The organism is Actinospineispora acaciae DSM 45401 (genome assembly GCF_000620785.1).
In the GTDB taxonomy this organism is placed as follows: domain Bacteria; phylum Actinomycetota; class Actinomycetes; order Mycobacteriales; family Pseudonocardiaceae; genus Pseudonocardia; species Pseudonocardia acaciae.
Map to the genome: position 1 here is coordinate 1 of NZ_JIAI01000040.1, position 11,489 is coordinate 11,489.

Annotated in this window: 12 protein-coding genes and 1 pseudogene; all 13 read left to right on the forward strand. The window is 70.9% G+C overall.

Annotation, left to right across the window (positions count from 1 at the left end):
* A partial coding sequence (locus tag N912_RS0147370) for a GntR family transcriptional regulator (protein ID WP_028927928.1) occupies positions 1-596 on the forward strand: 596 nt, incomplete at its 5' end.
* Entirely contained in the window at positions 596-1,351 is a 756-nt protein-coding gene (locus N912_RS0147375) for a CoA transferase subunit A (RefSeq protein WP_028927929.1), read from the forward strand. The genes N912_RS0147370 and N912_RS0147375, both read left to right, overlap by 1 nt.
* Positions 1,348-2,058 (forward strand): CoA-transferase, encoded by a 711-nt coding sequence (locus N912_RS59395; protein ID WP_037070369.1) that lies wholly within the window; start codon positions 1,348-1,350, stop codon positions 2,056-2,058. The genes N912_RS0147375 and N912_RS59395 overlap by 4 nt, the downstream gene beginning before the upstream one ends.
* A gap of 3 nt (positions 2,059-2,061) precedes the next feature.
* A complete protein-coding gene (locus tag N912_RS0147385; RefSeq protein WP_028927930.1) occupies positions 2,062-3,060 on the forward strand; it encodes a phosphotriesterase family protein in 999 nt (332 codons plus the stop codon).
* Complete coding sequence (locus N912_RS59400) at positions 2,982-3,743, forward strand: enoyl-CoA hydratase/isomerase family protein (RefSeq protein WP_051581798.1); 762 nt, start codon at positions 2,982-2,984, stop codon at positions 3,741-3,743. The genes N912_RS0147385 and N912_RS59400 overlap by 79 nt, the downstream gene beginning before the upstream one ends.
* Positions 3,740-5,395, forward strand: a complete 1,656-nt coding sequence (locus N912_RS0147395; protein ID WP_084212090.1) for an ABC transporter substrate-binding protein — start codon at positions 3,740-3,742, stop codon at positions 5,393-5,395. Before N912_RS59400 ends, N912_RS0147395 begins: the two co-directional genes overlap by 4 nt.
* Positions 5,396-5,407: 12 nt before the next feature.
* The gene (locus tag N912_RS59405; protein ID WP_084212091.1) at positions 5,408-6,166 is read left to right on the forward strand and encodes an enoyl-CoA hydratase/isomerase family protein; all 759 of its coding nucleotides are present in this window, start codon (positions 5,408-5,410) and stop codon (positions 6,164-6,166) included.
* Positions 6,163-7,203: an LLM class F420-dependent oxidoreductase gene (locus N912_RS59410; protein ID WP_211261651.1), complete on the forward strand. Its 1,041-nt coding sequence runs from the start codon at positions 6,163-6,165 to the stop codon at positions 7,201-7,203. The genes N912_RS59405 and N912_RS59410 overlap by 4 nt, the downstream gene beginning before the upstream one ends.
* A gap of 14 nt (positions 7,204-7,217) precedes the next feature.
* The gene (locus tag N912_RS0147410; protein WP_028927932.1) at positions 7,218-8,165 is read left to right on the forward strand and encodes an ABC transporter permease; all 948 of its coding nucleotides are present in this window, start codon (positions 7,218-7,220) and stop codon (positions 8,163-8,165) included.
* Positions 8,162-9,055 (forward strand): ABC transporter permease, encoded by an 894-nt coding sequence (locus tag N912_RS0147415; protein ID WP_037070370.1) that lies wholly within the window; start codon positions 8,162-8,164, stop codon positions 9,053-9,055. Before N912_RS0147410 ends, N912_RS0147415 begins: the two co-directional genes overlap by 4 nt.
* 36 nt (positions 9,056-9,091) lie before the next feature.
* Positions 9,092-10,072: an ABC transporter ATP-binding protein gene (locus N912_RS59415; RefSeq protein ID WP_211261652.1), complete on the forward strand. Its 981-nt coding sequence runs from the start codon at positions 9,092-9,094 to the stop codon at positions 10,070-10,072.
* 8 nt (positions 10,073-10,080) lie between these two features.
* A pseudogene (locus tag N912_RS59420) lies at positions 10,081-11,111 on the forward strand (ABC transporter ATP-binding protein).
* Between the two features lie 106 nt (positions 11,112-11,217).
* On the forward strand, positions 11,218-11,489 hold a 272-nt coding region (locus N912_RS0147430), incomplete at its 3' end, for a helix-turn-helix domain-containing protein (RefSeq protein ID WP_028927934.1).

Consider the following 11,489-nt stretch of genomic DNA (forward strand, 5'->3'; position numbering starts at 1 on the left):
TGCAGCAGCTCAGTGTGGAGGGTCTGGTCAAGATCACCCCGAGGGTGGGGGTGTTCGTGCGCGAGATCAGCGTTCAGGAGATCACCGACGTCTACCAGATCAAGACGGCGCTGGAACCGCTGATGGCCTCCTGGGCCGCCGAGCGCGGCAGCGAAGAACAGCGCGCAGCATTCCACGAATCCCTCACCGACCTCGAACAAGCCGCACAAGACAACGACGTCCCCAGCTACGTCCGACTGCTCGAACAACGACGCGAGGCACTGCTCGCCATGGCCGCCAGCGACGGACTCCGCGACGCGCTCGGCGTCCTCGGCGGCCGCGTCCGGCTGCTGCGCTTTCGCAACCTCAGCCAGCCGGGACGCCTGTCCGAGTCGGCGGCCCAGCACCGCGCCGTGGCCGACGCCATCGCCGCCGGCGACCCCGAGGCCGCGTACCTCACCATGCAGATCCACATGCGCGACGCCAGCGCGCGGGTGCGGCTGCTGGTGCGGGCCTACGCCGCCCGGTCCACGGCGACCCCGACCTCTCCCGTCCGGCGCGGACGCCCGCGCGCGGCGAACACCGACCGTGATGCCCATCCTCCGAGAGGTAGCTGATGATCAACAAGGTGGTGGAGTCGGCCGCCAAGGCCGTGGCGGACATCGAGAGTGGCGCGATGATCGCCTTCGGCGGGTTCGTCGGGGTGCCCGGCGTCCCCAGCACGCTGATCAAGGCGATCAGCGAGCGGAACCTGCGCGACCTGACGATCATCGCCTGCGAGTCCGGCCGGGGCCGCGCGGGCTCGCAGAACTACGGCACCCGCAACCGCCGCGCCGGGCAGGTGACCATCCCGGAGCCGGAGGACGGCGTCTACCCGGTGGGGTACCTCGCCGAGCTGGGCCAGGTCCGCAAGGCGATCTCCACGTTCTCCGCGGGCGGGCCGCTGGAGGACGGCGTGCGCCGCGGCGACGTGGAGATCGAGCTGATCGGCCAGGGCAGCCTCATGGAGCGGCTGCGCTGCGGGCGGGCCGGGATCGCCGCGTTCTACACGCCGGTCGGGGCCGGCACGAAGATCGGCATCGGCAAGGACGTCCGGCACTTCGACGGCGTGCCGCACATCCTGGAGACCGCGCTGCACCCGGACTTCGCGATCGTCGCCGCCCACCAGGCCGACCGGTTCGGGAACCTGGTCTACCGGCACGGCGCGCGCACCACGAACCCGGTGGTGGCCGGCAGCGCGAAGGTCACGATCGCCGAGGTCGAGGAGATCGTGGACTACCTCGACCCGAACCACATCGTCACGCCGGGGCCGTATGTGGACCGCATCGTGCGCAGCTCGGAAAGCCTGATGGTGAGGGGACGCGACAAGTGACGACGACAGCTAGAGCGGCCTCGCTGAGCCGCACCGGCATCGCCCTGCGGATCACGCAGGACTTCAGGGACGGCGAGGTGATCAACCTCGGGGTCGGCATCCCGATGATGTGCAGCCTGTTCATCCGCGACGAGGACGACATCCTGCTGCACAGCGAGCACGGCGTGCTGGGCCACGGCCGGATGGCGCGCACCCAGGACGAGGTCGACCCGTCGCTGGCCACGGCGGGGCGCCAGCCGGTGATCCCGCGACCGGGGATGGTCGTCATGGACCACGCCGAGTCGTTCGCGCTGATCAGGGGCGGTCACCTGGACGCCACGATCCTCGGCGCCTTCCAGGTCGCGGTGAACGGCGACCTGGCCAACTTCTGGCTGCCCGGCGCGGTGGCCGGCGCCATCGGCGGCGCGCAGGACCTGGCGTTCCGGGCGCGGCGGGTGGTCGTCGCCCTGCAGCTGCTGCCCAGGCCCCGGCGGCTGGTGAACCGGCTGGAGCTGGAGATGACCGCCCCGAGATGCGTGTCGCGGCTGGTCACCGACGTGGGCGTGATCGACCTGGAGCACGGCAGGGCGGTGGTGCGCGAGCTGGTGCCGGGCTGGAGCCTGCACGACGCCCAGAAGCTCACCGAGGTCGAGCTGGTGGCCGCGCCGGAGGGGATCGCCGAGGTGGTCCTGGACTCCGACCGCGACGACCTGTGGAACGCCGGGTAACCGATGGCCGGGCAGCCGTACGTGCAGACGGTCCGGGGGCCGGTGCCGGCCTCCGAGCTGGGCCGTGTGCTGCCGCACGAGCACGTGGTCTGCGACCTGGTCAAGGCCGAGGATCCCACGCTGGACGCCTCCGAGGACGCGGTCGCGGACCTCCAGGCGTTCCGGGCGGCCGGCGGCGCCAGCTTGATCGACTGCACCAGCGGCGGGCTGGGCCGCAACCCCGGCCTGCTGCGCGCGGTGTCCGAGCAGACCGGCGTGCACATCGTGATGGGCTGCGGCTGGTACCGCGAGTCCTTCTACGCCGAGGACATGAACAAGGTCGGCGTGAACGAGCTGACCGAACGGCTGCTCGCCGACATCGCCACCGGCGTGCACGGCATCCGCCCCGGCGTGATCGGCGAGATCGGCGCCGACCACTCCTGGCTGTCCTGCGCCGAGGAGCGGGTGCTGCGCGCCTGCGCGCGGGCGCAGCGGGAGACCGGCCTGGGCCTGGTGCTGCACGCGGTCAAGTGCGACGTGTCCCGCTGGCAGCTCGACGTGCTGGAGGAGGAGGGCGTCGACCTGCGCCGGGTGGCCGTGGCGCACCTGGACATGTACCCCTACCTGGACTACCACGAGCAGGTCGCCCGCCGGGGGGCGATGGTCAGCTACGACCGCAACGGCCCGCGCAACCCGTTCCAACAGCGGCGGCGCATCCGCCACATCGTGGAGATGGTCGAGCGCGGCTGGGCGTCGCGGCTGCTGCTGTCCCACGACGTGTGCCTGCCCGGCGACCGCGCCCGCGCCGGCGGGCCCGGGTTCGCCTACCTGCTCACCCACGTCGTCCCCGACCTGCGCGCGGCCGGCGTCCCCGATCCCGTCATCGACTCGATCCTCACCGACAACCCCGTCCGGCTGCTCGTCGGAGAGAAGGAGCGTTCCGCATGGCCGTCGTCCTCACCAGCGGTGATGACCGCGTCCGCGTCATCACCCTCAACCGCCCCGAGGTCCGCAACGCGCTGAACAGCGAGGCGATGCGGCTGTTCCACGACGCGGTGGACGAGGCGGTCGCCGACCCCGAGGTGGGCGCGATAGTCGTCACCGGCACCGGCAAGGCGTTCTCCTCGGGCCACGACCTCAAGGAGGCCCGCTCCGGCCCGCGCCCGGACAACCTCTGGACGCGCTACCTGGAGGCGATCGAGACCGACCGCATCTACGAACGGCTGCTGCGGGTGCCCAAGCCGGTCATCGCGGCGGTCAACGGGTTCGCCGTCGGCGGCGGGTGCGCGCTGGCCATGTCCTGCGACGTGGTGATCGCCGCGGACAACGCCACGTTCGGCTACCCGGAGACCAACCACGGCATAGCGGCGGTCACCGTGGCGGTGAGCCTGAGCCAGGTCGTCGGCCGGCTGCAGGCCATGGACCTGCTGCTGTCCGGGCGGTTCATCGACGCCGCCGAGGCCAAGGCGATCGGCATGGTGACCCGGGTGGTGCCGGCCGAGGACCTGATGACCGAGGCGCTCGCCTACGGCCAGCTGATAGCGAAGAAGTCGCCGACCGCGATCCACCTGACCAAGCGGATCTTCAGGTCCACCCTGGACCTGGACCACGCGCACGCCTTCGAGTACGCCCGCGACGTCAGCCTGATGACCCGGGAGGCGCACTACGGCGACCGCATGGCCGCCGACGCGCGCCGCGAGCCATGAGACGGCGACGCGGCATCGCGGCTGGGCCGTTGGTGCTGGCGCTGGCCTCGGCGGTGGCGCTGGTGCTCGTGGCGAGCGGCTGCGGCGGGGGCAGCCGGGCGCAGGGCGAGCGGCCGATCATCCGCTGGGGCGTGGCCACCCAGGACATCACCTCGATGGACCCGGTCCGCGCGGTGCAGCCCACCGACCGGAGCCTGTCGATGATGCTGTTCGACGGCCTGGTCCGCTACAAGACCGGTGACGCGACCGCGCCGTTGGAGCCGGGCATCGCGAAGGCCGTGCCGCAGGCCACGGTGAAGGACGGCAAGCAGGTCTGGACCATCGAGCTGCGCGAGGGCGTGATGTGCCCGGCCGGCCGCAAGACCCCGGCCTACGAGCTGACCTCGGAGGACGTGGCGTTCTCGCTCAAGCGCGCGGGCAACCCCGCCGAGTCCACGCACTCTGCGGGCTACGGCGCGTGGGGCTCGATCGACGTGGTCGACAAGGACACGCTCACGGTGACGATGAAGTACCCGGTGTCGCCCGCGGTGTTCCTGCCGACGATCGCCAACTGGCAGGGCGGCCTGGTGGTGTGCAAGAAGGCTGTGGAGGCCGAGGGCGCCGTGGAGTTCGGCAAGCACCCGGTCGGCCCCGGGCCGTTCGTGTTCCAGAGCTGGACGCCGGGCCAGGGCATCGAGGTCCGCGCCAACGACCAGTACTACCTGGGCAAACCGCTGGCCGCCGGGTTCAGCATCCGGTTCCTGGCCGACGACACGGCGCGGCAGGCCGCGCTGTTCAGCGGCGACCTGGACATCGCCCCGCCGGTCGCGACGGGGGACAAGGGCCTGGAGGCGATCGAGAAGCGCGGCGGCTTCAAGACCGTGCAGACCCCGGTGTTCGGCACCTGGTACCTGATGTTCAACGCCAAGTACGGCCCGACGGCCAACCCCGAGGTCCGCAAGGCGCTGGCGTACGCGGTCAACCGCGACGACTACGTGGCCAACGAGGGGGCGCGGACGGCGACGGCGACGCTGAGCGCCTGGGGCGACACGCTGCCCAGCGGGGTGCCCGACGCGCACACCGAGCAGGCCGGCCTTTCCTATCCGTTCGACGTGGCAAAGGCGAAACAGATGCTGGCCGCCGCCGGATACCCGAACGGGTTCGACATGACCACCTCGGCGCCGCCGGACATCACGTCCTTCCAGATCCTGCAGGCGCAGCTCAAGCAGGTCGGCGTGAACCTGTCGATCAAACAGGTCGACCAGCCGACCTGGCAGAAGGAAATGCTCACCGGGAAGATGCCGATCATGATGACGCTGATCTCGTATCGGCCGAACCCGCAGATCCCGTTCAACTCGTTCTTCTACGGCCCGTCCGCGACGCTGGGCGGCTCCCGCCCGGGGCAGAACTTCAGCGGCTACAACGGCGCGGACGCGCTGATCGAGAAGGCCGAGCAGGAGCCCGACCCGGCCCAGCAGGTCAAGCTGTGGCAGGAGATCAACGACAAGCTCCTGTCCGACGCGGTGGTCAAGCCGCTGCTGCTGACCCGCCAGACCTACGGCGCCGTGTGCGGGTTCACCTTCGGCGGCGTCGAGCCACCGGTCTCGATTCCGGGCAACTGGCAGGCGAGCTACAAAGCGACGGTTGATCCTAATGTCAAGAATTGTAAATAAGGAGTATAGGTAATGCCTGTTGTCGAGTTCGACAAAGGCGATGAGGGCGTGGGGATCATCACGCTGAATCGTCCGGAAAAGGCGAACGCCTTCAACTTCGAGATGCACCGGCTGCTGGGGTCGGTGTTGACCAGCGAGGACCTGCAGAACTGCCGCGCGGTCATCCTCCGGGCGGCGGGGAAGTCGTTCTGCGGGGGCACCGACCTCAGCGAGCTGGGCGACCACCTCGGCCAGGACCGCGAGCAGTCCTTCGAGGTGTCCACCGGCAACGACGTCTCGCACAACTTCCGCTTCGCCCGGCCGGTGATCATCGCGGCGGTGCAGGGGTACGCGCTGGGGCTGGGCACCCTGATCGTGAACCTCACCGACCTGGTGGTGGCCGCCGACAACGCCGTGTTCGGCCACCCCGAGGTGACGCACGGGCTGGTGCAGGGCAACGGCATCCCCCGGCTGCGCGAGGTGGTCGGCACCCGGGCCGCGATGTCCATGCTGGTCACCGGCCGGCGGGTGGCCGCGGAGGAGGCGCTGCGGATCGGGCTGGTCAACGAGCTCGTGCCGGCCGACCGGCTGGAGGAGCGGGCCAGGGAGCTGGCGGCCCAGGTCGCCGCGAACCCGACCTACGCGGTGCACATGGCCAAGCGGTACTTCCACGAGTCCGTCGAGATGCCCTACGAGGCCGCCGTGCGCGCCGGCTACCGGGTGATGCGCACCGCGCAGCTGGCCCGCCGGCAGAGCGGCCAGGGCTTCCAGTGGTCGAGGAGCGGTTCGTGATCGAGAAGCTGGCGTGCTCGACGTACATGCAGGACCCGGCGATGGCCGAGGTCGCCGAGGCGCACGGCTACGAGTCGGCGTGGTCCTCGGAGTCCTACGCCACCGACGCGTTCACCCCGCTGGCCTGGTGGGGCGCCAAGACCGAGCGGATGCGGCTGGGCACCGGCGTCGCCCAGATGGCGGCCCGCGCGCCCACGGCCACCGCGATGGCGGCGATGACGCTGGACCGGCTCTCCGGCGGGCGCGCGGTGGTCGGCATCGGGGTGTCCGGGCCGCAGGTGGTGGAGGGCTGGTACGGGGTGCCGTTCGAGCGGCCGCTCGGCTGGACCCGCGAGTACATGGCGATCATGCGCGACACGTTCGCCCGCGAGCGGGTCGCCTACGACGGCAAGACGTACAAGCTGCCGGTGGACGGCGGCACCCGGCTGGGCCGCTCCATCCGCACCGGCCTGCGCGACGTCCGCACCGACATCCCGATCTACCTGGGCGCGGAGGGGCCGAAGAACATCTCGCTGGCCGGCGAAATCGCCGACGGCTGGCTGCCGACGAACTTCTCCCCGGAGATGGACGCCTGGTACCGGGAGCGGCTGGACATCGGCTTCGCGCGCCGGCCCGGAGGGCGTCCGGAGAACTTCGAGGTGGCACCCGGCGTGGCCGTCGCGTTCGGCCCGGACGTGGAGACCGCCGCCGACCGGCTGCGCCCCACGCTGGCGTTCCACGTGGCCGCCAACGGCGCCGAGGGGATGAACTTCCACTACAACTCGGTGGCCAGGCAGGGGTTCGACGAGGTGTGCCGGGAGATCGTGGCGCGGTTCAAGGAGCGCGACCGCGAGGGCATGGCCGCCGCCGTGCCGACCGAGATGGTCGAGGCGGTCGCGCTGGTCGGGCAGCCGGAGAAGGTGCAGCGGGACCTGGAGACGCGCTGGCACCACTGCGTGGCCACCACGCTGATCGCCCGCACCTCGATCGAGAGCCTGCCGGTGCTCGCCGAGGTGTGGGCGGCGTCGCTGAAGACCGTCCAGGGCAGCGCGGCGTGAGCTAGGGAGGCGGGATGCCACGGTACGCACTGAAGCTCGTCGGGCGGCTGCTGCTGACCCTGGCGGTGGTGTCGACGGCGGTGTTCTTCGCGATCCGGCTCACGCCGGGCGGCCCGGCCATCGCGATACTCGGGCAGGACGCCACGCCGGACCAGGTGGAGCGGATCAACCAGCAGCTCGGGCTGGCCGACCCGGTGTGGGTCCAGTACGGGCGGTTCCTGGGGCAGCTCGTGCTGGGCGACCTCGGCGAGTCGCTCACCACCGGGCGCTCGGTGATGGAGTCGATCCTGTCCGTGCTCCCGCACACCCTGGAGCTGGCGGTCGCCGGCCTGGTCATCGGCAAGGTCGGCGGGATCGCGCTGGGCATGTACGAGGCGGTGCGCAAGGACCGGCTGCCCGACGTGATCGGCCGGATCGGCTCGCTGATCGGGCTGTCGTTCCCGAGCTTCTTCGTCGCGGTGCTGCTGATCCTGTTCATCGCGCTGCCGCTGGGCCTGCCGACGAACGGGGCGGCGCCGTTCGACGACATGGCCTCGAACCTGGAGCGGCTGCTGTTGCCCGCGCTGGCGATGGGCATCGTGAGCATCGCGTTCACCTCGCGGGTGACCCGGTCGCTGATGGTGGACATCATCGGCGAGGACCACGTCCGGACCGCCCGCGCCAAGGGCGTCCGGGAGGGGCGGGTGCTGCTGCGCCACGTGCTGCAGCCCGGCTCGCTGCCGCTGGTGTCGATCACCGGGATCTCGTTCATCGTCCTGGTCGGCGACGCGGTGCTGATCGAGGCGGTGTTCGCGCGGCCCGGGCTGGGCAGCCTGATGGTGCACGCCATGCAGTCGCGCGACTACACCACCGTGCAGGGCTGCGTCATCGTGATCACCGCGGTGATCGTGCTGGTCAACGCGGCCGTCGACGCGATCTATCACGTGCTGGACCCGCGAACCCGAGTGGCGGTGCACTCATGACCAGGAGCCAGCTGGCGACGGCGAGCATCACGCCCGCCGTGGTGACGGACGTGCCGAAGGCACGGGGGTTGGGGCTGCGGCGGCTGAACCCGCTGCTGGTGATCGGCGGGCTGGTGCTGGCCTTCCTGGTGGTGGTCGCGGTCTTCCCGGAGCTGTTCACCTCGCTGGACCCGGCGCGCCAGGACGTGCGGGCGCAGCTGGAGCCGCCCAGCGCCGAGCACTGGCTGGGGCTGGACCAGTTCGGGCGGGACATCTACGCGCGGCTGGTGCACGGCACCCGGGTGTCGATGATCATCGGCGTGTCGTCGGTGCTGCTGTCGATGGTCATCGGGATCCCGGTCGGGATGGTCGCGGGCTACTTCCGGGGGCGGACCGAGCGCGTGATCATGTGGGTGGTCGACGTGCTGATGGCGTTCCCGGGGCTGGTGCTGGCGCTGCTGTTCGTCGCGCTGTTCGGGCAGAGCATGTGGAACATCACCATCGCGATCGTGATCGGGATCGTGCCGGTGTTCGCCCGGCTCTCGCACGGGCCGGCGCTGGCGTTCCGGGAGCGGGAGTTCGTGAAGAGCAGCATCGTGTTCGGCGCCCGCCCGCCGTGGATCCTGCTCAAGCACATCTGGCCGAACCTGCGCACCGAGCTGGTCGTCATCGGCAGCATGACGGCGGCGGTGACCATCCGGGTGGAGGCCGGGCTGAGCTTCCTGGGCCTCGGCCTGCCGCCGCCCACCGCGACCTGGGGCGGCATGCTGCGCGACGGCACCACGTACCTGCAGACCGACCCGCTGTACTCGCTGACCTCCGGGCTGGCGATCTTCGTCGCGGCGCTGGCGTTCAACCTGCTCGGCGACGGGCTGCGCGACGCCTTGGACCCGCGTACTGCCAACACATGAGGTGCATCAATGACGACGTGCCTGTCCGTTCGGAACTTGACGACGGTTTTTGACACCAAGCGCGGCGAGGTCGCCGCTGTGACCGACCTGAGCTATGAGCTGAGCGCCGGCGAGACGCTGGGCATCGTCGGGGAGTCCGGCTCCGGCAAGAGCGTGTCGGCGATGTCCATCCTCGGGCTGGTGCCCCGGCCGCCCGGGCGGATCGTGTCCGGCGAGATCATGCTGAACGGGCGCGACCTGGTCGGCCTGGATCGCGGCGAGCTGCGCGCGGTGCGCGGCTCCGAGGTGGCGATGATCTTCCAGGACCCGATGAGCTCGCTCAACCCGGTGCACCGGATCGGCGCGCAGATCGCCGAGGGGATCCTCAGCCACCGGCGCAGGCCGTCCCGGGCGGACAAGGCGGCCGCGAACCGCAGGGCCGTCGAGCTGCTGGAGTCGGTCGGCGTCCCAGCCCCGGAGAAGCGGGCCCGGCAGTACCCGCACCAGCTCTCCGGCGGCATGCGCCAGCGCGTGATGATCGCGATGGCGATGAGCTGCGACCCGAAGGTGCTGGTCGCGGACGAGCCGACGACTGCGCTGGACGCGACCATCCAGGCGCAGATCATGCGGCTGCTGCGCGAGGTGCAGGGCCGCACCCAGGTCGGCATCATCCTGATCACCCACGACATCGGCCTGGTGGCGCAGAACGTGGACCGGGTGCTGGTGATGTACGCCGGGCGGGTGGTGGAGACCGGGCCGGTGGAGGAGGTGCTGGAGCACCCCCGGCATCCGTACACGGTCGGGCTGTTGCGCAGCACGCCGAGCAAGCTGCCCGTCAACGGCGGGCGCCGGCGGCTCACGCCGATCCCCGGCCTGCCGCCGAACCCGGCCGCGTTGCCGCCCGGCTGCTCGTTCGCTCCCCGCTGCACGCTGCGCGGCGACCGGGAGCTGTGCCTGACGGAGCGGCCTCTGCCTCGGGCGGCGGTCTCCGACGGCCACCTGTCCGCGTGCCATTTCGTTGACGAGATCGTCCAGTGAGGACCGTTATGACTCAGTCGCAACAGTACGGAGCGGTGGCCGAGCCGGGCGTGTTACCGGAGGAAGAACTGCTGCGGGTGGAGGGGCTGACGATCCACTTCCCGCTGGGCAGGCGGACCCGGCACGGCTACGCCGAGATCGTGCACGCCGTCGACGGCGTCGACTTCACCCTGGCACGGGGGCAGACGGTGGCGCTGGTGGGGGAGTCGGGGTGCGGCAAGTCGACGGTGGCCCGCGCGCTGGTCGGGCTGGCGCGGCCGACCGCCGGCACCATCACCTACCGGGGCACCGACCTCGCGCGCGCCAGCCGCGCCGAGCTGCGCGCGCTGCGGCGCGAGGTGCAGATCGTGTTCCAGGATCCGTTCGCGGCGGTCAACCCGAGGATGCGGGTGCGCGACATCGTCACCGAGCCGCTGCGGGTGCAGGGGCTGCCCCGGGAGAACGGTGTGGTCGAGCGGCTGCTGGAGCTGGTCGGCCTGGACGCCGCGCACGCCGACCGGTTCCCGCACGAGTTCTCCGGCGGCCAGATGCAGCGCATCGGCATCGCGCGGGCGCTGGCCCTGGAGCCCAGGGTGCTGGTGCTGGACGAGCCGATCTCCGCGCTCGACGTGTCCATCCAGGCGCAGATCATCAACCTGCTGATGGACCTGCAGGACGAGCTCGGGCTGGCCTACCTGCTCATCGCGCACGACGTCGCCGGCGTGCGCGCCATCAGCCACCGGGTGCTCGTGATGTACCTGGGCAAGATCGTGGAGTCCGGCCCCGACGTGCTGTCCGAGCCGGCCATCCGTACACGCAGGCGCTGCTCAGCGCCATACCCTCCGCCGACGTCCGCTCCCGCCACCACCGAAAGGAGATCATCCTCGAGGGCGACGTGCCCAGCCCGACCGACCCGCCCAGCGGCTGCCGCTTCCGCACCCGCTGCTGGAAGGCCACCGCGATCTGCGCCGAGCAGGAGCCCGAGCTGATCGACAGGTCCGGCGCCGGCAACCACGCCGCCTGCCACTACCCCTCACCGCTGGAGCCGCTGGAGCCCTAACCCGTGAGTGGCTAGGGCCGCCATAGCGACTCTCCAGTCTCATGAGTTGTGTCGCATGGTGTGTCTCAAGGCATGTGTCGCTTGATCGACGCTATGACGGCTGGTCATGGCGCGAAAGCAGGCGATGATGCGCTTCCTGGACGCGATGTTGGTCGCCGAGGTGAAGATCGACAATGTGGCGGAGTGGTGCCGGGCCAATGGGGTCAATCCGCGCACGTTCTATCGGCATCGGGCGCGGGTCGCGGCCGAGGGCGAGTGGCGGGAGCGGTCGCGGCGGCCACGGTCGAGCCCGACCGCCACCTCGGGGGTGGTGGTGGCCGAGGTGTTGCGGCTGCGCGAGGTGTTGGCGCCGGATAACGGAGCCGACTCGATCCGGGC

Excerpts from the sequence above, each read along its gene's own strand:
- N912_RS0147375 (WP_028927929.1), top strand. The coding sequence starts at position 596 with ATGATCAACAAGGTGGTGGAGTCGGCCGCCAAGGCCGTGGCGGACATC.
- N912_RS0147385 (WP_028927930.1), top strand. The coding sequence starts at position 2,062 with ATGGCCGGGCAGCCGTACGTGCAGACGGTCCGGGGGCCGGTGCCGGCC.
- N912_RS59400 (WP_051581798.1), top strand. The coding sequence starts at position 2,982 with ATGGCCGTCGTCCTCACCAGCGGTGATGACCGCGTCCGCGTCATCACC.
- N912_RS0147395 (WP_084212090.1), top strand. The coding sequence starts at position 3,740 with ATGAGACGGCGACGCGGCATCGCGGCTGGGCCGTTGGTGCTGGCGCTG.
- N912_RS59405 (WP_084212091.1), top strand. The coding sequence starts at position 5,408 with ATGCCTGTTGTCGAGTTCGACAAAGGCGATGAGGGCGTGGGGATCATC.
- N912_RS0147410 (WP_028927932.1), top strand. The coding sequence starts at position 7,218 with ATGCCACGGTACGCACTGAAGCTCGTCGGGCGGCTGCTGCTGACCCTG.
- N912_RS0147415 (WP_037070370.1), top strand. The coding sequence starts at position 8,162 with ATGACCAGGAGCCAGCTGGCGACGGCGAGCATCACGCCCGCCGTGGTG.